The following is an 18368-nucleotide window of genomic DNA, read 5'->3' as shown; positions in this document are numbered from 1 at the left end:
CGAAACCGGCCCCCGGAGCCCATCCCTCACGGCTCCGGGGGTCTCGGCGCGGGACGCTAGGCTCACGGCTGTGATTCGAGACCTGTACAACATCCGCCCGCTCGCACCTGAGCCGGGCCGCACCCCGCTGACCCCGGACGAGGAACGCCGCACGCGGGCAACGCTGTTCACCGAACTCGGCAACGCCATCGCCGACCACAACTGGACCCGCTTCCCGGCCCACACCCCGGAGGAACGCCAACGCCTGGTCGCCGTCGGCCACATGCTGAGCGCGCACTGGGGCATCCCGGTCACCGTCGAGGCGGAGGACGAGTGCCGGACGCGGCTCTCCCTGCCGGGCCACGAACTGCACCGCGCGGTGACCTGAGCCGTACCGCGCCGACCCCGCCGGACCGCTGACCGCGCCGTACCGCACCGCTGACTGCGCCGACCCCCGCCGGACCGCTGACTGCGCCGACCCGCTGAACCCCGGGCCCCGCCCCCGGGTTGGTCCGCCCCCGCGCCCGCCGCCCACGGCACAGTGGCCCCATGAACGCAGACGCCACGAATCTCCTGACCCATGCCCGCGCGGCGACCAGACTCCCGGCCCGGGACCTGAACCGGGCCCGCCGTTTCTACGCCGAGAAGCTGGGCCTGGACCCGGTGGACGAACGCCCCGGCGGTCTGCTCTACCGCTGCGCGGGCACGGACTTCGTCCTCTTCCAGTCGACGGGAGCCTCACCCGGCACGTTCACGCAGATGGCGCTTGAGGTGGACGACATCGAGACGGTCGTGGCCGAACTCCGGCGCCGGGGCGTGGTGTTCGAGGACGTCGACGTACCCGGACTCCGTACGACGAACGGTATCGCCGAGATCGAGGGCAACTACCCGAGCAAGGGCGCCAGGGGCGAACGCGGCGCGTGGTTCCGCGACAGCGAGGGAAACATGGTGGGCATCGGCGAACCCGTCCACTGACCGCCGGTCCGCGCCGGTTTCCGATGCCGGGGATCGCGTGTGTCGCGTGTATCGCGGGCGTATCGAAAACCGCATACGCCATGGCAACGGCCCGCCGGATCCAATGGAGGTATGAGCCACCACGCATCCCTGTCCGCACCGTCCCGCCGCACGGGCCGGACCGTGCTCCTCGGTCTGCTGATCCTCGGCCTGGCGAGCGCCTTGTTCGCTCTGCGGGGGCCGCTCATGATGCCCGCCCCGATGTGCATGGCCGGGCGGTGGGACCGCTGCTTCGGTACGTTCAACGGTGTGGCGCTCGTCATGGTGGTGACGCTGCCGTTGTCCGCGCTGCTGGTGTGGGCCCTGGCGCACCGTCGGCGGGCCGCCGGTGTCTCCTGGGCGTGGCGGAAGTCGCTGGCCGAGGTGGGCATGGTCCATGGGACGGTGCCGCTCCTGTGGATGACCCTGATGCCAGGCTCCGAGCCCGGCATCGCCCCCGCCCGGGTGAGCCTGGTGCCCCTGCGGGACCTGGTCACGATGGGGACGCTCGGAATCATCGGCAACCTGCTGATCTTCGCGGCGCTGGGGGCCTTCGCCCCGATCCGGTTCGCGGCGCTGGCGTCCGTCCCGCGGACCCTGGCGCTGGGTGCGGGCTGCTCGATCCTGGTCGAGACCGCGCAGTACGTCCTGCGGCTGGACCGGGTGTCCTCCGTGGACGACGTACTGGTCAACGCCACCGGCGCCGCACTGGCCGCGCTGGTGTCACGCCCCTGGTGGCACCCCCCGGCACAAACGCCCTCGGACCCGCTCCCCCCTTCCGCTGCTTAGGCTTCAAACATGCGCGTACTGATCGTGGAGGACGAGCCCTACCTGGCGGAGGCCGTCCGGGACGGGCTACGGCTGGAGGCGATAGCCGCCGACATCGCGGGCGACGGCGACACCGCCCTGGAACTGCTCGGCGCCAACTCCTACGACCTCGCGGTCCTCGACCGCGACATCCCCGGCCCCTCCGGCGACGAGGTCGCCCGGCACATCGTCGCCTCCGGCAGCGGCATCCCGATCCTCATGCTCACCGCCGCCGACCGGATCGACGACAAGGCGTCCGGGTTCGAGCTCGGCGCCGACGACTACCTCACCAAGCCCTTCGAGCTGCGGGAGCTCGTCATGCGGCTGCGCGCGCTCGACCGCAGGCGCGCGTACGCCCGGCCCCCGGTCCGCGAGATCGCGGGCCTGCGCCTCGACCCCTTCCGCCGGGAGGTCTTCCGTGACGGACGCTACGTCGCGCTCACCCGTAAGCAGTTCGCCGTACTCGAAGTCCTCGTCGCCGCCGAAGGCGGTGTCGTCAGCACCGAAGACCTGCTGGAACGGGCCTGGGACGAGAACGCCGACCCCTTCACCAACGCCGTCCGCATCACCGTCTCCGCCTTGCGCAAACGGCTCGGCGAACCCTGGATCATCGCCACGGTGCCGGGTGTCGGCTACCGCATCGGAAGCACGCGTGCGTAGACGCCCAGGACTCAGCGTCCGACTGAAACTCACCCTCAGCTACGCCGGGTTCCTCGCCGTCGCCGGCGCTCTCCTGCTGGCGGTCGTGTGGATGTTCCTGCTGCGCTACGTCCCCGACAACGCCCAGGGCCTCCTCGGGATCTCGCCCAACCGCTACCTCCTCGTGCGCACCTTCGCCCCCGCAGCGGCCGTGGCGATGGCCTTCCTGCTCGTGTTCGGCCTCGTCGGGGGATGGTTCATCGCGGGCCGGATGCTCGCACCGCTCACCCGGATCACGGCGGCGGCCCGACTGGCCGGGACCGGATCGCTGTCCCACCGGATCCGTATGGAAGGCCGCCAGGACGAATTCCGGGAATCCGCCGACGCGTTCGACACCATGCTCGAACAACTTGAGTCGCACGTCGCCGAACAGCGGCGGTTCGCCGCGAACGCCTCCCACGAACTGCGCACTCCGCTGGCCATCTCCCAGACACTGCTCGATGTCGCCCGCAGGGACCCCACGCGCGACCGGGCCGAACTCCTCGAACGCCTGCGGGTGGTCAATACCCGCGCGATCGACCTCACCGAGGCCCTGCTGCTGCTCAGCCGCAGCGACCGGGGAAACTTCACCCGCGAGAGCGTCGACCTCTCCCTTGTCGCCGAGGAGGCCGCCGAAACGCTGCTCCCCCTCGCCGAACGGCGCGGAATCACCCTCGACGTCACCGGCACGCCGACCCGGACCAGCGGCTCGGCGGAACTCCTGCTGCGGATGATGACGAACCTCGTCCAGAACGCCATCGTCCACAACCTCCCCGCGGGAGGCACGGTGACGGTCCACACCGAAGACCACCCCGGCGCGAGCGTGATCCGGGTCGAGAACACGGGCCCTTCGCTCCCCCCGGAACTGGTCCCGACCCTCACGGAACCCTTCCAACGCGCCACGGAACGCGCCCGCACGGACGAGCACGCGGGAGTGGGCCTCGGCCTCGCGATAGTCCACAGCATCGCCCGCGCCCACACGGCCACGCTCACCCTCACCCCCCGCCCGACGGGCGGCCTGACGGTGACGGTCCGCCTCCCCCGCTCGCGGTAGTCGCTACGCGACGCGGGTTACGCGGGCGCCCTCCCGACGGCCAGCAAGTGGGAGCTGGCCGCGAGAAGTTCGGGATAGGGCTCGGCCATCCGCGCCGCCGTCAGAACGGACTCGAAGAGAGCTCCACTCGGGTCGGGACCCGCGTGCTGCTCCACGGCCTTGAGGATGGACCACGCCGGTCCCTCGATCCCGAACACCGCCACGTCCACGAGGCCGACATCGCGCAATTCCCCGGCGAGTTCCTCGGCGCGGTGGAAGTAGGCGAGGGTGAAGCCGCGCTTGCCGTCGTGAACAGCCGTGCGGAGGATCGCGGAGATCGACGTCTGCATCCGCTCGGTATGCAGGTGCGCGTACGCGGTGTGCTCGAAGAGCGAGGCATACCTGTTGATCGCCCCGGCAGCCACCAGCCCACCGGGCCGCACCACACGCCGCGCCTCGGAGAGTGCCTGCCACCGGTCTGCCTTGTCGGGAAGGTGGTAGAGGGGCCCCAGCAGCTGCACCACGTCGTAGCTGGCATCCCCAGCCTCCAGCGCGCGGGCGTCCCCCAGCGACGAGGGACAGACTTTGGCTGCTTGCTCGACATGCCGGGCGACCGGGTCGATCAGGTCGACGTGATACCCGTCATCGACCAACCACCGGGCATGAACGCCCGTGCCACCTCCTACGTCCAGCACACGGGCGGGCGCCGGCGGGAGGAAGCGCCGTAGGAGCTCCCGCGTTCGCAGCAGTTCGAGCCGTCCGTCTGCCGACACGCTCAGCCGGGCACTCTCGTCGATGACCTGCGAGTAGAAGTGCTCGATCTCTGCTGCCAGCTCTGGCTTCGACATGGAATCAGTATTATGTGTACCGGTGGACCAGTCCAGAACAGCTATCCGCAAGGGGACCCATGGCGCTGTTGAAATACGAGGAAATCGCGGAATCGCTGCGCGCTCGGATCGCGGCAGGAGAGTTCGATGGTGAGATCCTGCCGTCCGGGCGTGACCTGGCGGAGCAGTGGTCGGTTTCGCGAGCCACCGCCATCAAGGCTATGGACGTCCTGCGGAGCGACGGCGTGGTGGAGGCCAGGCAGGGTACCGGCTTCGTCGTCGCCGAGACTCCCGTTGCGCGACCTGCGGGTGCCCGCCGGGCGGGATCGACACGCGTGACCGGCGGCATGCCGTTCCTGCGTGTAGGTGAGCCCGACTGGGCCGCGCCGCCGGCGCACGTGGCTACAGCGCTCGGAATGGACGCCGAGGTGAAGGCTCTGCGCCGGGTGCGCCTGCTGCAACTGCCCGACGGTAGCCCTTACAGCTATGTGCAGGCGTGGTTCCCGCCCGACGTGGCTGAGCCGTCGCCGCGGCTGACGCAGACGGCCCCTATCGCGGAAGGAACGACGCGGTACGTGCGTCGGCAGACCGGCCGATTCCCCGTGGAGGGGGTGGATGTGACCACCGTGCGCCTGGCGACGGAGGAGGAGGTCTCGCACCTCGCGCTCTCGGAACCCACCGCAGTGGCTGTGGTGCTGCACACGGCCTACGACCAGGAGCAGCGCCCGCTCGTCTGCGAGGAAGGTGTCACGCCGGGTGCACTCTACGAACACGTGGAGACATATGTGATGTAGCCGCATCGAGGATGCGGGCTGGGCCGGTGGACCGGTCCAGACTGACTCTTGTGTCGCTGACGCACACGGAACGTACTTGCTCCCTCACGATCCGAGGTCCCGATGGCTGTGACCGCCACCGCTCGCCCGACCCTCACCGAGCAGCCCGGCTACACCCAGACTCTGCGGTGCGCAGCACGGAGCGCCGCCCCGGCCCGATTGCTCGTCCGTACCGCGCTTCAGACCTGGGGCCTGGCACACCTCGCTGATACCGGGGGTCTGGTCGTGACGGAGCTGGTGTCCGACTCCGTCACGCATACGCGTACTTACTCGATCCGTGTAACCGTCTCCCGGCCGAGCGAGACATTCGTGCGCATCGCGGTAGCGGACAGCTCGAAGGCCATCCCGATGCTTCGCGTCTCGGCCGACGGCCATGACGAGGCCGGGCGAGGGCTCGCGATCATCGAGGCTTTGACCTGGCGGTGGGGCACGGACCTTCTTCCTCGGGGGAAACGGGTCTGGGGTGACCTCAGAATCGAGGTCGACCGGTGACTGAGGCCGCGCCCTGGGTGGGTGACCACGTACGTGACGACGTGTCGGGTCGGCTGGCGGTCATCACCGATGTGCGGAGGGGGGCCTACGTCCTGAGGCCCGTACAGGGCCCCGGCGAGTGGATCGCCGAGGATCCCGCACAGCTCCGCTTCATCGCTCCGGCGACCTTGACGCGGCGTACACGTGGGGGAGTCCCTCACGACGGAACCGCCGCCGAAGTCGAAGCCCTTGCCGAGGCCGGGGCCTTCTGGCGTCTGGTCCCCGAATGGGTTCCACGTGATGGATACACGACGCTGAGCCCCGCTGTCCTGCGGGACGTCGAGGCCGGGCTCAGGCGGAAGACACAGGGCTCGATCGAACCGAACAAGGAGGAAGAATCATGAACTTCACCATCGCACCAGCAGCGGACTCTCTCCCGCCGTGGGGAATGCGACGCCTGGTTCCGCTGCGAAACGGCGCGCCCTCCCGTTGGCGGTACGCGGGCCTCGATCCCCGTACCCAGACCGGCCGTTGGGTGGGCGACGACGGTGTGGTGACGCCCGCCGAACTGGGGAAGCACGGCACTTCCGTGAACACGTACCCGCCGACTCAAGTCGGAAAAGACGGCAAGATGGACTCCGACAGCGGCCATGACGCGACGCAGGATTAGGGGCGACGGCGTGAAGGGACGCCCGGTGCTGGTCGCGACCGAGTACGAGGACGCGACAGCCGATCTGGTTGTCGCGGAGCTGAACCGGCGCCGGGTGCCCGTGCTCCGGTTCGACCCCGGTCGGGACTTCCCGGCATCCGCCGTGCTCGCATCTCGTACGGGAGCGGCGGGTTGGGGCGGACGTCTCACCGTTGGGGAACGAACGGCAGACCTCGCAGATGTCCGCGCCCTCTACCATCGGCGCCCCAGCGCCTACGCGCCCAACGCCCATGATCAGACAGCCGACTTCATCGCGAAGGAGAACCGGCGTGGGCTCGGTGGAGTGCTCGCCGCCCTCTCCTCGTGCCTCTATCTGAGTCATCCGCAGGCCATTGCCCGAGCCGAGTACAAGCCTGCTCAACTCGCGGCGGCGATCCGGGAAGGATTCAACGTTCCGACGACCCTGATCACGAACGACCCCGCGGAGGCTCGCGCTTTCGCGCGGGAACATCGCACCGTCTACAAGCCGTTGCACGCCGGGGCGTACCACGTCGACGGTGAGCCCGCCGGCATCTGGGCGGCCCCCGTCGAGGCCCATGACATCGACACCGCCGTGAACAGGTGCGCGCACCTCTTCCAAGTCCGGGTACCGAAGACGTCCGACGTGCGTGCCGTTGTCGTGGGCCAGGAAGTCTTCTGTTGCCGGATCACGGCTCCGCGAGGCGTGGTGGACTGGCGTGCCGAGTACCGGAATCTGAGGTACGAGGCGGTCGAGTGTCCCGACGGCGTCCGGCTCCCGCTTCTTCGTTTCCTCGCCGGATTCGGCCTCAACTTCGGAGCCTTCGATTTCGCCGTGTCGGCGGACGACGAATGGTGGTTCCTCGAATGCAATCCCAACGGGCAATGGGCCTGGCTCGAAGAGGCGTCCGGCCTCCCAATCACATCGGCGATCGCGGACCTTCTGGAGATCGGAGAGCGTACAAGTGGCTGACAGCGGAGCTTCGTCGCGGGAACTACGGGCGGATCTGGTGCGGCGTCTCACAGAGCGTGGGACGCTACGGAGTCCCCGGTGGCGGGACGCGCTGACCGCCGTGCCCCGCGAGCGGTTCCTGTCCGACGGGTGGTTCGAGTACGACGACGGCGGCTGGTACCGGCCCGTCTTCCTCGGTGGGAGTCCGGAGCGGCTCGGGCGGGTCTACGAGGACGACACCCTCGTCACCCAGGTCGCCGAGTCCGTCGTCCCGCGTCAGGTCGAGGGGCGAATCTCCCATCGGCCCTCCTCCTCGTCCACCATGCCCGGGCTCGTCGTCCGCATGCTGGAGGCGTCTCGGGTGGCCGACGCCATGCGGGTGCTTGAGGTCGGAACCGGTACGGGCTATTCCACTGCCCTCCTCACTCACGCGCTCGGCGACGACAGCGTGACGTCCGTCGAGGTGGACGCCGATGTCTCGGCTCGGGCCGGGACGGCGCTCGGGGGGCTCGGGTACTGGCCCCGTCTTGTGGTGGGCGACGGACTGGAGGGGCATCGCGCCGGTGCGCCGTACGACAGGGTCATCGCCACCTGTGGGGTTCACACCGTGCCGTACGACTGGATCACGCAGACCCGGCCCGGCGGGGAAATCCTGGTGACGGTCGGCGGCTGGATGAATGCCTCCGAGCTGGTGCGGCTGACCGTGGCCGAGGACGGCACGGCGAGCGGGCCCGTACTTGGCGGGCACGTCTCCTTCATGCTCGCGCGGCCCCAACAGCCGCCCCCACTCGGGTTGTTGCCCGATTTCGATACGGCGGAGGTGGAGCCCACCGATGTCGGTGGTGATGCGCTGGACGACTGGACAGCACGCTTCGTCGCACAGTTCGCGGCCCCGCGCGCACAGTGGTTCACGCTGTCGCGCGACGGCCGGGACGAGCGTGTGCTCATCGACGTCGAAGCCGGTGCATGGGCGGTGCTGTCCGAGAAGGACGGGCGGTGGGTGGTCCGGCAGGGCGGGCCGGGTTCGGTACGACTGTGGGACGCGGTGGCGGAGTTGGTCACCCGTTGGCGACATGCCGGCCAACCGGCCGGAGGGCGATTGACGCTCCACGTGGGGCCGGACAGGCAGTCGATCGGTTGGTGATCAGCAGCGCGGTCGGATGACCACGTCCAGCAGCGGCTCCGCGGGAGAGCGCCGTTGGGTGCTCTTGTACTTCGAGTGGGGCGGGCGCGTACTTGTACGGCAGGGTGGAGTACGCCCCCGAGCGATACAAGCAGCAGATGCGGTCGAGCAAGAGCGGGGGATTCGCCGACGTGTTCCGGATGAACATCATGAGCACCCGCTCCTCCGCGGTGGTCATCGACGGCTGGAAAGTCACCGACGTCACATGCGGGAAGAGCACCGCGCAGACCATCGTCGAGATTCCCCCACAGGGCGGAGCCACCTACGAGGGGCTCCAGCTGCACATTCCGCCCTTCGCCGGGGAACCGGTGGTGTCCGATGACGCCGAGGGGCAGGGCGAGCCCTACTTCCGCACCCGCTATATCGAGGTCGGAGGCGGCTAGGGCGTGTTTGAGAAGTAGCGTCGTCCGCCCATCGGGCGGGGCCCACGGCGTCTGGTGCGTGCGATCGCAAGGCGGAGGATCATCCTCGTACTGGACGTACTTGGATGACTCCGACAACGCGGCGAGCGCGCGTGCCAGGCGTCGTGGGCCAGACGGGACTTCTCAAACACGCCCTAGCCCTCGGCCGGACTCAGGGTGCAGGCGATCGCACCACCGGGGCAGACGTGCGAGTGGGGCGTCAAGGTCCGCTACACCGACTCCTACCAGAACACTCGGTGGGTCCAGCTGAAGGACAACAAGGGCAAGGCCCTGCGGATCCGCACCGAGTCCCCTTCCGCGCACACCACGCAGAGGTGGGTTTTCATCGTCGCCCCCTGGCGGCTGTGCGACCGCGCGTCCGAAGCCTTCGGTATGGAGAGTTGCGTCCGCTAGGAGCTGTCGCGTAAACGATCTCCTTCTCAACAGCGCCGGGGGTAGTCAGGGTGATCGGCGTAAGGTGACGCGAGGTCGAGCAGGTCATCGCATGGCCAGGTCTCGCCGTCGTACTGGCAGTCATCGCGGTTGTCCCACGGTAGTTCGGGGTCGCCCGTGGCAGGACTGAGCACATGGCGGCTGAGCATGCGTCGCTTGGCCTCCACCTCCCGCAGGACACGAGCGGGGTCGTGCAGCGCGACGTGCAGGGCGATCGTGGGACGGAAGCCGGAGAGTTCTCCCTGGCAGAAGTCGACGGTGTGCCCGTGAGCGGTCCACTCCCCGCAGCCGTCACCGTCGCAGCGTCGGGCCAGGTCGGCCTCTTCATCCAACCGTGTGTGGAGGAACGTCACCAGGTCTTGGCTCATGAGGGTCATCCTGGACGATGTGCCAGGCCCGGTCGCCGGATTTCGGACCTTCGAGGGCGTCGTCACCGGGTGGGCATCCCGCCGTGGGGGCTGTTGACCACGATCGGCACAGACCCTTCAACGAGGTAGGGATGCTCGGGGAAGTAGTCGATGTGGAGGTGACCGCCCTCCTCCGCGGTGGCCATGTCCTGGAGGTTGGCCGCGAGGATCGCCCTGGCGCCGGGATCGCCGCTGATCACCAGGACCTGTCGCGAGGTGTCGAGCTCGATTCGAACCCCGGGGCCGGCAGCCCTCCTGACATCGATCCCCGCCAAGGCATCGCTGTCCGGCGGTGAGGTGGAGCCGATGGACCCGGTGCCCTCTGCCACCGCGGCTGCCAAGCCGGACAGTTCCTTCGCTGAAGCGGTGATATCCACTTCGCCGGACACGGGATCCGCAACGAGTCGCATGGGCGGCACTCCTTCGAGGTTGGAGTTCCATGATGGCGCTGGAGATCCGTGGCGATCCCCTTGCCCGCTCTCAAGGGCCCTGGTGGCGTTCCTCCAAGTAGTGGGTGTGGGACTCCTGGCGGCGGGACTCCGTCTCGTGGATCGCCGTCGCCAGTGCGTGGGCCTCGTCGTGGAGGAGGGTCAGCTGGCGTTCCAGGTGGTGGTCCGGGGGAGCCGCGTTGGGTTGGAGGCGGCTCCACCAGCGGGTGCGGACGTAGGCGTCCACCGATTCCGGGATGTCCTGGCGGATCGCGCGGGACAGGCTGTGCACCGCCTCCGGGTCGGTGATCAGGGCGTCGGCGACCCAGCCCGGGTCCAGCAGGGAGGCGATCAGCTCGTTCAGGTCGCTCAGCCGGGCGGTGGCCTGGGGTGGCAGGGACACCTCGGTCAGATAGTCCCTCAGCGTGGCGAAGTCCCTGCGGAGTTCCTCCAGTTGCTCGGCGGGCTGGGCGAAGTCCGGGGTGTCCGGGCGTTCCGGGGGTGCGATGAGGGCGCCCGCGCCGTACAGGCCCGCGACCACCACCGGCCAGTAGGTGCCCGCCAGGCCGGTGAGGGTCAGGCCCAGGCCCGCCAGGCCGAAGACGCAGCCGGTCAGGTTCTTCCGGGATTCGACGTAGCGCAGGACCCTACTGGTAGCCACGGATCTCCTCGAAGGCGCCGTCCAGGGAGCCCTTGTTCGCGTCGAACAGCCGGCCGCCCGTCAGTGTCGCGATCTCCGTCAGCTCCCGCCGGTCGGAGTCGCCGAACAGGATCGGGAAGACCGGCGTCTGGCGCTGGCCGGCGGGCAGGCCCCGGTAGAAGGCGTCGAAGCCGGGCGCCTCGTCCCCCGCCGTGTTCTCACCGTCCGTCATCAGGACGATCGAGGTGAACGAGGAGACGCCGGACTTCCCGGGACCGCCTATCAACCCGTACGCCTCCTGGAGGCTGCTGTAGATCGCCGTGTCGCCCTGCGCCGAGAGCCCCGCGATGTCCGCGTCGAGCGCGGCGACCGCCGCCGAGGGGTCGGCGGGGTCGACCGTACGCGTACGGATCTGCTTCACGGCCGAGCCGAACGGCATCAGCGTGACCTCCTCCCGCTCGCGGAAGTCGCCCGTCAGCTCGCCCAGCGCCGACTTCAGCCGGGCCAGTCGGGAGCCCTTCATCGAGCCGGAGGTGTCCAGGACGTACACCGTGCGCGAGGGGCGGCGGAGTTTGTTCTCGTACGCGTCGAGGAGGCCGTCGGCCACCGAACGCGAGCCGGGGAAGGGCAGTTCACGGCGGCCTTCCCGGCCGATGCCCTCGGCCGGTTTCACCGAGGTGACCACCGGGCGACGCAATGTCTGTGTGGTGATGGCCTGTTGGGCCTCCGGGCCGCGCAGATACTCCGTCAGATCGCGGCCCGCCTCACGCGCTTCGTCGTCGGCGGAGGTGAGCAGGGTGAACGGGTAGTCGGCCGTCACCACCCCGTCCTTGGGACGGATCACCGTCAGACGTGAGTCGGCGTCGCCGCCCTCGTCGCGGTTCAGGGACAGCAGCACCGACTCGTAGTTCACCATCGCGTCGACCGTGCCGCGCCGCTTGTACGCAGAGGCGAGCCAGCCCGACGAGCCGGAGGTCAGCTCCTGGCCGGCGAAGAACTCCCGGAGCCTCGGCGTCGCCTCGCGGATCTGGCCGTCGGTGAGCGCCGCCTGGGCGCCCGAGAGGCCGGAGGCGACCGAAACCAGCGCGGAGAAGCCCGAGTTGGAGCGGACCGGGTCGGTCATCCCGTACGTCAGTTTCCCCTCGGCCACCGCCCGGTGCACCTGCGACCAGGTGACCGTCTCCGGGTTCCAGCCGAGCCGCGACACCGTCGCCCCCTTGACGCCGAGCGCGACCGGCGAGGTCATCACCGGCGTCTCCGAGGAGATTTTCGAGCCGACCGCCGGGTCCAGCCGCAGATAGTCGTTGGACGACAGCCAGACCGCGTCGTACGCCCCGTCCGCCTTCCCGGAGGAGACGATCTCGGCGCCGTCGAGCGTCCCGACGTACGTCGGAGTCACCGTGATCCCCGTCGCCTCACGGGCCGCGTCCAACACCGGCTTCATGTCGGACAGTTCGCTGGAGGCCAGGACCCGCAGCGTGCGCGCGGGCCCCTTCCCGTCCGGTCCGGGGGAGGAGTCCCCGTCGCCGCCGTCACCCCCGCTCATGCAGGCCGTGCAGGCGATCAGCACGGTGGCCACGGCGGCCCATCCGGCCCCGCGCATGCGGCGCCTCATCTGCGACCGCCGTCGAGCACACCCGGGCCGTCCGCCGAACTCGACCGCGCGCGCTCCACGTACGCGCTCGCTGTCCGGAGCTCGGCCGTCAGGGACTCCACGGTGGCGGCCATCGACTCCGTCGCCTGGATCTTGTACGTGTCGATCGTCTCCAGCGTCCGGTAGATCTGCTGGAACGCCGCGCGCAGGGTCTCGGCCCCCACCGCCGGGTCGGCGGCGATGCGCTGGATCTCGCCGCTCTGCGTGGCGAGCATCTCGGCGTTCCCGCGGATCAGGTCCTCCGTCGTCGAACGCAACACGTTGACCTGCTCGGTCACCTTGCGCTGGTTCTCCAGCGCGGAGGCGAGCATGATCGCGATCCGCAGCGCGGACACGGTCGTGGTCGCGGCCCGGTCGACGCCCTTGATCAGTTCCTCGTTGTTCTTGCGGACGACGTCCATCGCCAGATACCCCTGGGCGCACACCGCGATCTGGGTGAGCAGGTCCTGGTACTTCTGCCGCACCGGGAACAGCACATCGGCGCGCAGCGCGTCCGCCGCCTCGGGACCGGTCATCTGCGTCTCGGCGATCCGCTGCTCGATCGCCCGGTCGAGGGCCTCGGTGAGGACCACGTACTCCTGGAGCTTGCCCATGGTCTCCCACAGGCGCAGCCGCTCGGTGTGCAACGCGGCGTTGTCGCGGCGCAGTTCGTCCTGGCCGCCGCGGAGCGAGCCGACGATCCGGTTCAGCGTGTGCTGCGACGAGGCGTACTTGGCGACGTGGTCGCGGAGCTTGCTGCCGCCAGGGAGCTTGGAGAGCAGCTTGCGCGCGCCGCGCGCCAGCCCGGTGTCCCGCGGGTCCAGGTCCTCGACGGTGCGCCGCAGTTCGACCAGCGAGGACGAGACGCGGCCCTGCGCGTTCTCCCCGTCACTGGCGAGCGAGCGCACGGTGCGGTCCAGCATGCGGTTGGACTGCTGGGCGGCGCCCCGGATGTCGCTCGCCCCCAGGGCGTCGATCTCATGGATCCGCGCGCCGAACTCGGGCGAGCGCGCGTCGAGTCCGGCCAGGGACCCCACGTACTCGGCGGCCCGCCGGGCCATTTCCTCCCGTACGGAGTTGTCGACCGGCACCAGTCCGGCCGCCTGCTCCGAGGGGACCGGCGGCACCGGCTCCGGCGGGGTCAGGATCAGGGCGGGAGCGGCGTCGGCGCCTCCGCCCGGGTGGGATGTGTCGCTGCTCATCTGCTCGTCCCCCGTCATGAACGGGCCCGCTCGGCCATCCTGTGCAGGACCTGGGAGGTCGGCACGGGCGCCTGTCGGACCCCGGTCAGTGTCTGGTTGAGGTAGGTGGTGTGGGCGGCCGTCGCGCCGGTGAACTCGGCGGCGGCGCCCTGCGGCCGGAAGCCGTGTTTGACCGCGAGCTCGCGCAGCCGCTTGTCGGTGGCCAGGACGTCGCCCAGCTCCCGCCCGTCCTCGTTGAGCGGTACGACGGTGTGGTCGCTGGAGACCGTGGTGTCCGGGTAGAGCACCACCAGATCGCCCACGTCCTGCTTCTGGAGCAGCAACGAGGCCACCTGCGACTCGTACACCAGCACCAGCGGATTGCCGACGCCGCTGATGAAGTCGCGGAACGGCGCGTCCGAACTCGTCTGCTGCGCGCCCTGGACGGCGGTCAGCTTCTTGAGGAGTGGAGCTGTACGCTTCACGGCCGCGTCGTCGGTGGCGACCCGGCCGCCGTCGGCGACGTACGACGCCGCCGCGAGATACAGCGCGCCCGAGTTGGACTGGATCGGGTCGGTGCTGGTGATGAAGACGGTGCCGGTCAACTCGGCATGCGCGGCTGACCCCTTGAGCTGCTGCCATGTCTTGTCGGCGCGGGCGGCGGCCAGATACGGGCCCATCCGCAGCGTCCCGCCCGCCGTGCCGTCGAGGGTTGCCAGGCCGTTGTCCGCGAGGACCTTGGCGGCCGACCGGTGCGCCACGACGACCAGCGGCGAGTAGAAGGGCCGGATGGGCGCGCTCGTGATCTTCGACTTCTTCCGCAGCTCGTCGGCCGGGGCCTTGGACGAGGGGAAGGCGAAGTCGAAGCCGTCGAGCGGCAGGTCCTCCATCGCCCAGGAGCCGGATGTCTCCGACTTCACGGTGAATCCCCGGGCAGCCAGGGCTTTCACGACCTCGGGGTCGGCGAAGAACTCCGCCTTCTCCGAACCGATCACTCCGCGCACGGTCTTCGTTGCCGGGCCCGGGTCCTGACTCTCTCGGCCTGCGACGACGGTTGCTGCTACCCCGCCGATCAGCAGCACCGCCAGGACGATTCCCACGATGCGTTTCACATGCGCAGAGTGCTCCCGGAAACCCACATTCCGCGCCGCGTCAGGTGGACGGAAGGTGAAGTACCCGTCCCGTTAAGGAACGTTGAACGTCAGCGGGCGTCCACGAGCCGCGGCTCGTGCAGCGCGGCCGTGTGCGCGTCCATCTGTTCGGCCGCGAGGATCGCCGCGGCCGTGTCGGCGCGCGAGGCGGCGACCACGAGCGCCCGGCCGGCCAGGGCGAGCGCGCGCCGGTGCAGCTCGGCCGCGTCGGCGTCGGAGGTGCCGGAGGTGTCGGAGGTGTCGGAGGTGTCGGAGGTGTCGGCTTCACGAGAGCGGGGCGCGCGGATCGGCGCGGCGCCCCGCAGCCTGGTCACCTGCTGGGCGATCAGCCCTGCCGCGTCGTCGAGCCCGAGGTCGTCGGTGACGGTCAGCAGCGCAGCGAGATGCCCGGCGAGCTGGATGTCCAGCTCCTCCTCGCGGCTGCGGTGCGGAAAATCGGTGTCGGCCATCGAGTGGACCGACTTGGTGCGGATCGGCTCATACATGGGGATGGCCTCCTGGTGTCGTCAGGAAGCCATCCTACATTGGAATCAGTCTAAAGTTGAGTCGAGTCAATCCTCGACGGTTGAGCCGGGGCGGGCCCCCAGCGGCCCGGCTGACGCTACGGCTGCGAGTAACCGTCCAGGAAGTTCCCGATCCGGGTCACCGCGTCCGCCAGCTCCGGCGCCGCCGGAAGCGTCACGATCCGGAAGTGATCGGGCTCCGGCCAGTTGAAGCCGGTCCCGTGCACGACCATGATCTTCTCGCGCTGCAGCAGATCGAGGACCATCTGCCGGTCGTCCTTGATCTTGAAGACCTTCGGATCGAGCCGGGGGAAGAGATAGAGCGCGCCCTTCGGCTTGACGCAAGTGACGCCCGGGATCTGCGTCAGCAGATCGTACGCCGTGTCCCGCTGCTCCAGGATGCGTCCGCCCGGCAGGACGAGTTCGTTGATCGACTGCCGCCCGCCCAGCGCCGTCGCCACCGCGTGCTGCGACGGCATGTTCGCGCACAGCCGCATGTTGGCCAGGATCGTCAGGCCCTCGATGTACGAGGTCGCGTGCGTCTTCGGTCCGCAGACCGCCAGCCACCCCGAGCGGAAGCCCGCGACGCGGTAGTTCTTCGACAGGCCGTTGAAGGTGAGGGTCAGCAGGTCGGGCGCGAGGCTGGCCGTCGGGGTGTGGGTCGCGCCGTCGTACAGGATCCGGTCGTAGATCTCGTCCGAGCAGACGATCAGGCCGTGCCTGCGAGCGATCTCGGTCAGCGCGAGCAGCATCTCGTCGCTGTAGACCGCGCCGGTGGGGTTGTTCGGGTTGATGATCACGATCGCCTTGGTACGGTCGGTGATCTTGCGCTCGACGTCGGCCAGGTCCGGCATCCACTCCGCCTGCTCGTCGCAGCGGTAGTGCACGGCCGTGCCGCCGGCCAGGGAGACGGACGCCGTCCACAGCGGATAGTCCGGCGCCGGTACGAGAACCTCGTCCCCGTCGTCGAGCAGTGCCTGCATCGACATCTGGATCAGCTCGGACACGCCGTTGCCGAGGTAGATGTCCTCGACGTCGAGCTCGATGTTCTTGGTCTGGTAGTGCTGCATGACGGCGCGGCGCGCGGAGAGCAGCCCCTTGGCGTCGCCGTACCCGTGCGCGTCGCCGAGATTGCGGAGGACGTCCTCCAGGATCTCGGGCGGGCACTCGAAGCCGAAGGCCGCCGGGTTCCCCGTGTTGAGCTTGAGGATGCGGTGGCCTGCTGCCTCCAGCCGCATCGCCTCGTCGAGGACGGGACCCCGGATCTCGTAACAGACATTGGCGAGCTTGGTTGACTGGATGACCTGCATGACCGTGAGCTTACGACCGGGTTACCGGGGGCGCCTGGTGTTTTTGACCACGTCCGTCCGCACTGTGAGACGGGCGGGCCCGGGATCACCCGCCGGGCCCCGCATTTTGTTGAGGCAGTGTTCACCGGAGAGGCCCGGTCAGTTCACCCGGCCAGCGGAGGTCCGCACAACGCTGAGCACTCATGAAGAAGCGCAGCACACTCCTTGCCCTGGCCACCGTCACGGTCATGGCCGCCACCACCGCTCTGCTGCCGTCGGCGCAGGCCACCGGCTCGCACGGGGGCGGCCACGGCCACGGGAAGCCCGGCCATCAGGGCGGCACGCTCGACCTGACCCTGCTCGGCCGCTACGAGAGCGGCAAGTTCGACGAGGGCGGCGCGGAGATCACCGCGTACGACTCCCGGACCCGCAAGGTCTTCACGATCAACGCGCAGGCCGGCACCGTCGACATTCTCGACATCCGGAATCCTGCCAAGCCCCGTAAGACCGGCGAGCTCGTCACCCCGGGCGCCAACAGCGTGAGCGTCCACGACGGTCTGGTGGCCGTCGCCCAGCAGGCCGAGGCCAAGACCGACCGGGGCACGGTCTCGTTCTTCCGCGCCTCCGACGGCCGCAAGCTGAAAGAGGTACGGGTCGGCGCCCTGCCCGACATGGTGACGTTCACCCCGAAGGGTGACCGCGTCGTCGTCGCGAACGAGGGCGAGCCCGACTCGTACTGCGCGCCGGGCGGCACCGAGGCCGCCGGGATCGACCCTGTCGGCTCGGTCGGCGTCATCGACCTGGACCGGGGCCGCGGTCGCGACGGCGAGCTGCGCCGCGCCACCGTGCGCACGGCCGGTTTCGAGAAGTGGGACCGCGAGAAGAAGGAGCTGAACCGCGACGGCGTCCTGATCTACGGCCCGAACGCCTCCGTCAGCCAGGACATCGAGCCCGAGTACGTGGCCGTGTCGAAGGACGGCCGCACCGCCTGGGTCACCCTCCAGGAGAACAACGCGCTCGCGCTTGTCGATCTGCGCCGCGCCGAGGTCGAGAAGATCGTCCCGCTCGGCGAGAAGGACCACTCCAGGCCCGGCAACGGCCTGGACGCCTCCGACAAGGACGGCGTCAACATCCGCACCTGGCCGGTCAAGGGCCTCTACAAGCCCGACGGGATCCACGCCTTCGGCGCGCGCGGCGGCGAGTACACCGTCAGCGCCAACGAGGGCGACGCCCGCGACTGGGACTGCTTCGCCGAGGAGGTGCGGGTCAAGGACGTCGAGCTGAACCCGAAGGTCTTCCCGGACGCCGCCGCGCTCCAGGAGGACGACGCGCTCGGCCGCCTCAACATCACCAGCACCTCGCCCACGGACAGCCAGGGCCGGGTCACCGAGCTGAACTCGCTCGGCGGCCGTTCGATCTCCGTACGCGACGAGCGCGGCCGGCTCGTCTGGGACTCCGGCGACGACCTGGAGCAGCTGACGGCGAAGGCGTTCCCGGCGGACTTCAACACCGACAACGCCGAGAACGACCCCGACAGCCGCAGCGACAGCAAGGGCCCCGAGCCGGAGGGCATCACCACCGGATCGGTGCGCGGCACGACGTACGCCTTCGTCGGCCTGGAGCGGCCGGGCGGCATCGCGGCGTACGACCTGAGCGACCCGCGCCGCCCGAAGGCCGCCGGTTACGTCAACTCCCGTGATTTCGCGGGCGACCCGGAGGCCGGCACGGCGGGGGACCTGGGACCGGAGGGCGTGCTCTTCGTCCCGGCGAAGGACAGCCCGACGGGTGACGCGCTGCTGGTCGTCGGCAACGAGGTCAGCGGTACGACGGCGATCTACCGGGTCCGCTGAGGCGGCGAA

General features: G+C 69.6%; 23 protein-coding genes. 14 read left to right on the top strand and 9 right to left on the bottom strand.

All coding sequences use genetic code 11. The annotated features are described in order from the left end of the window. Nucleotides 1–70 precede the first annotated feature (70 nt). The 5 genes from ACFWV8_RS10410 (at nt 71) to ACFWV8_RS10390 (ending at nt 3511) form a co-directional block, all read left to right on the top strand. A complete protein-coding gene (locus ACFWV8_RS10410) occupies nt 71–367 on the top strand; it encodes a hypothetical protein (RefSeq protein ID WP_384199539.1) in 297 nt (98 codons plus the stop codon). A 161-nt stretch (nt 368–528) separates the two neighbouring features. After that, nucleotides 529–954: a VOC family protein gene (locus ACFWV8_RS10405; RefSeq protein ID WP_384199537.1), complete on the top strand. Its 426-nt coding sequence runs from the start codon at nt 529–531 to the stop codon at nt 952–954. Nucleotides 955–1065: 111 nt separating this feature from the next. Continuing rightward, nucleotides 1066–1761 (top strand): VanZ family protein, encoded by a 696-nt coding sequence (locus tag ACFWV8_RS10400; RefSeq protein ID WP_384199535.1) that lies wholly within the window; start codon nt 1066–1068, stop codon nt 1759–1761. Nucleotides 1762–1770: 9 nt separating this feature from the next. Continuing rightward, nucleotides 1771–2439, top strand: a complete 669-nt coding sequence (locus tag ACFWV8_RS10395; protein ID WP_384199533.1) for a response regulator transcription factor — start codon at nt 1771–1773, stop codon at nt 2437–2439. Continuing rightward, entirely contained in the window at nt 2432–3511 is a 1080-nt protein-coding gene (locus ACFWV8_RS10390; RefSeq protein WP_384199531.1) for a sensor histidine kinase, read from the top strand. The genes ACFWV8_RS10395 and ACFWV8_RS10390 overlap by 8 nt, the downstream gene beginning before the upstream one ends. Before the next feature lie 17 nt (nt 3512–3528). Here the strand turns inward: ACFWV8_RS10390 and ACFWV8_RS10385 are convergent, their stop codons facing one another. Then, on the bottom strand, nt 3529–4338 hold the full coding sequence (locus ACFWV8_RS10385) for a class I SAM-dependent methyltransferase (protein WP_384199529.1): 810 nt from the start codon (nt 4336–4338) through the stop codon (nt 3529–3531). A 59-nt stretch (nt 4339–4397) separates the two neighbouring features. On the opposite strand from ACFWV8_RS10385, the gene ACFWV8_RS10380 reads away from it, so the two are divergent. The 8 genes from ACFWV8_RS10380 (at nt 4398) to ACFWV8_RS10345 (ending at nt 9238) form a co-directional block, all read left to right on the top strand. Further along, nucleotides 4398–5111 carry a GntR family transcriptional regulator gene (locus tag ACFWV8_RS10380; RefSeq protein ID WP_384199527.1) on the top strand — a complete coding sequence of 238 codons (714 nt, stop codon included), beginning with the start codon at nt 4398–4400 and terminating at the stop codon, nt 5109–5111. Nucleotides 5112–5213: 102 nt separating this feature from the next. Then, nucleotides 5214–5642: an ATP-binding protein gene (locus tag ACFWV8_RS10375; RefSeq protein ID WP_384199525.1), complete on the top strand. Its 429-nt coding sequence runs from the start codon at nt 5214–5216 to the stop codon at nt 5640–5642. Beyond that, entirely contained in the window at nt 5639–6025 is a 387-nt protein-coding gene (locus tag ACFWV8_RS10370; RefSeq protein WP_384199523.1) for a hypothetical protein, read from the top strand. Before ACFWV8_RS10375 ends, ACFWV8_RS10370 begins: the two co-directional genes overlap by 4 nt. After that, on the top strand, nt 6022–6291 hold the full coding sequence (tgmA, locus tag ACFWV8_RS10365) for a putative ATP-grasp-modified RiPP (RefSeq protein ID WP_384199521.1): 270 nt from the start codon (nt 6022–6024) through the stop codon (nt 6289–6291). The genes ACFWV8_RS10370 and tgmA overlap by 4 nt, the downstream gene beginning before the upstream one ends. Further along, nucleotides 6272–7261 carry an ATP-grasp ribosomal peptide maturase gene (tgmB, locus tag ACFWV8_RS10360; RefSeq protein WP_384199519.1) on the top strand — a complete coding sequence of 330 codons (990 nt, stop codon included), beginning with the start codon at nt 6272–6274 and terminating at the stop codon, nt 7259–7261. The genes tgmA and tgmB overlap by 20 nt, the downstream gene beginning before the upstream one ends. Then, the gene (tgmC, locus tag ACFWV8_RS10355; RefSeq protein WP_384199517.1) at nt 7254–8384 is read left to right on the top strand and encodes an ATP-grasp peptide maturase system methyltransferase; all 1131 of its coding nucleotides are present in this window, start codon (nt 7254–7256) and stop codon (nt 8382–8384) included. The genes tgmB and tgmC overlap by 8 nt, the downstream gene beginning before the upstream one ends. Nucleotides 8385–8521: 137 nt before the next feature. Continuing rightward, entirely contained in the window at nt 8522–8806 is a 285-nt protein-coding gene (locus ACFWV8_RS10350; RefSeq protein ID WP_384199515.1) for a hypothetical protein, read from the top strand. A 195-nt stretch (nt 8807–9001) separates the two neighbouring features. Continuing rightward, on the top strand, nt 9002–9238 hold the full coding sequence (locus ACFWV8_RS10345) for a hypothetical protein (RefSeq protein ID WP_384199513.1): 237 nt from the start codon (nt 9002–9004) through the stop codon (nt 9236–9238). Between the two features lie 26 nt (nt 9239–9264). Here ACFWV8_RS10345 and ACFWV8_RS10340 read toward each other — a convergent pair whose 3' ends face one another. From ACFWV8_RS10340 to ACFWV8_RS10305, 8 genes are all read right to left on the bottom strand, one after another. Next, complete coding sequence (locus tag ACFWV8_RS10340) at nt 9265–9645, bottom strand: DUF6221 family protein (protein WP_384199511.1); 381 nt, start codon at nt 9643–9645, stop codon at nt 9265–9267. 62 nt (nt 9646–9707) lie between these two features. Beyond that, nucleotides 9708–10094 carry a hypothetical protein gene (locus ACFWV8_RS10335; protein ID WP_384199509.1) on the bottom strand — a complete coding sequence of 129 codons (387 nt, stop codon included), beginning with the start codon at nt 10092–10094 and terminating at the stop codon, nt 9708–9710. 70 nt (nt 10095–10164) lie between these two features. Next, the gene (locus ACFWV8_RS10330; protein ID WP_384199507.1) at nt 10165–10773 is read right to left on the bottom strand and encodes a hypothetical protein; all 609 of its coding nucleotides are present in this window, start codon (nt 10771–10773) and stop codon (nt 10165–10167) included. Beyond that, on the bottom strand, nt 10760–12355 hold the full coding sequence (locus tag ACFWV8_RS10325) for an extracellular solute-binding protein (protein ID WP_384199505.1): 1596 nt from the start codon (nt 12353–12355) through the stop codon (nt 10760–10762). The genes ACFWV8_RS10330 and ACFWV8_RS10325 overlap by 14 nt, the downstream gene beginning before the upstream one ends. Before the next feature lie 8 nt (nt 12356–12363). Further along, nucleotides 12364–13587, bottom strand: a complete 1224-nt coding sequence (locus ACFWV8_RS10320) for a toxic anion resistance protein (protein WP_384199503.1) — start codon at nt 13585–13587, stop codon at nt 12364–12366. 14 nt (nt 13588–13601) lie between these two features. Beyond that, nucleotides 13602–14705 (bottom strand): hypothetical protein, encoded by a 1104-nt coding sequence (locus ACFWV8_RS10315; protein ID WP_384199501.1) that lies wholly within the window; start codon nt 14703–14705, stop codon nt 13602–13604. Nucleotides 14706–14767: 62 nt separating this feature from the next. Beyond that, nucleotides 14768–15202, bottom strand: a complete 435-nt coding sequence (locus tag ACFWV8_RS10310) for a hypothetical protein (RefSeq protein WP_384199499.1) — start codon at nt 15200–15202, stop codon at nt 14768–14770. A 116-nt stretch (nt 15203–15318) separates the two neighbouring features. Then, nucleotides 15319–16530 (bottom strand): pyridoxal phosphate-dependent aminotransferase, encoded by a 1212-nt coding sequence (locus ACFWV8_RS10305; protein ID WP_384199497.1) that lies wholly within the window; start codon nt 16528–16530, stop codon nt 15319–15321. Between the two features lie 182 nt (nt 16531–16712). On the opposite strand from ACFWV8_RS10305, the gene ACFWV8_RS10300 reads away from it, so the two are divergent. Then, complete coding sequence (locus ACFWV8_RS10300; protein WP_384199496.1) at nt 16713–18359, top strand: choice-of-anchor I family protein; 1647 nt, start codon at nt 16713–16715, stop codon at nt 18357–18359. Nucleotides 18360–18368 lie beyond the last annotated feature (9 nt).

Source organism: Streptomyces sp. NPDC058665 (assembly GCF_042714995.1).
Taxonomy (GTDB): domain Bacteria; phylum Actinomycetota; class Actinomycetes; order Streptomycetales; family Streptomycetaceae; genus Streptomyces.
Note: the sequence above shows the minus strand (reverse complement) of the source record. Positions and strands in the feature narration are given on the sequence as shown.

Excerpts from the sequence above, each read along its gene's own strand:
- ACFWV8_RS10405 (WP_384199537.1), top strand. The coding sequence starts at position 529 with ATGAACGCAGACGCCACGAATCTCCTGACCCATGCCCGCGCGGCGACC.
- ACFWV8_RS10400 (WP_384199535.1), top strand. The coding sequence starts at position 1,066 with ATGAGCCACCACGCATCCCTGTCCGCACCGTCCCGCCGCACGGGCCGG.
- ACFWV8_RS10395 (WP_384199533.1), top strand. The coding sequence starts at position 1,771 with ATGCGCGTACTGATCGTGGAGGACGAGCCCTACCTGGCGGAGGCCGTC.
- ACFWV8_RS10385 (WP_384199529.1), bottom strand. The coding sequence starts at position 4,338 with ATGTCGAAGCCAGAGCTGGCAGCAGAGATCGAGCACTTCTACTCGCAG.
- ACFWV8_RS10380 (WP_384199527.1), top strand. The coding sequence starts at position 4,398 with ATGGCGCTGTTGAAATACGAGGAAATCGCGGAATCGCTGCGCGCTCGG.
- ACFWV8_RS10375 (WP_384199525.1), top strand. The coding sequence starts at position 5,214 with ATGGCTGTGACCGCCACCGCTCGCCCGACCCTCACCGAGCAGCCCGGC.
- tgmA (WP_384199521.1), top strand. The coding sequence starts at position 6,022 with ATGAACTTCACCATCGCACCAGCAGCGGACTCTCTCCCGCCGTGGGGA.
- tgmB (WP_384199519.1), top strand. The coding sequence starts at position 6,272 with ATGACGCGACGCAGGATTAGGGGCGACGGCGTGAAGGGACGCCCGGTG.
- ACFWV8_RS10350 (WP_384199515.1), top strand. The coding sequence starts at position 8,522 with ATGCGGTCGAGCAAGAGCGGGGGATTCGCCGACGTGTTCCGGATGAAC.
- ACFWV8_RS10340 (WP_384199511.1), bottom strand. The coding sequence starts at position 9,645 with ATGAGCCAAGACCTGGTGACGTTCCTCCACACACGGTTGGATGAAGAG.
- ACFWV8_RS10335 (WP_384199509.1), bottom strand. The coding sequence starts at position 10,094 with ATGCGACTCGTTGCGGATCCCGTGTCCGGCGAAGTGGATATCACCGCT.
- ACFWV8_RS10325 (WP_384199505.1), bottom strand. The coding sequence starts at position 12,355 with ATGCGCGGGGCCGGATGGGCCGCCGTGGCCACCGTGCTGATCGCCTGC.
- ACFWV8_RS10320 (WP_384199503.1), bottom strand. The coding sequence starts at position 13,587 with ATGAGCAGCGACACATCCCACCCGGGCGGAGGCGCCGACGCCGCTCCC.
- ACFWV8_RS10310 (WP_384199499.1), bottom strand. The coding sequence starts at position 15,202 with ATGTATGAGCCGATCCGCACCAAGTCGGTCCACTCGATGGCCGACACC.
- ACFWV8_RS10305 (WP_384199497.1), bottom strand. The coding sequence starts at position 16,530 with ATGCAGGTCATCCAGTCAACCAAGCTCGCCAATGTCTGTTACGAGATC.
- ACFWV8_RS10300 (WP_384199496.1), top strand. The coding sequence starts at position 16,713 with ATGAAGAAGCGCAGCACACTCCTTGCCCTGGCCACCGTCACGGTCATG.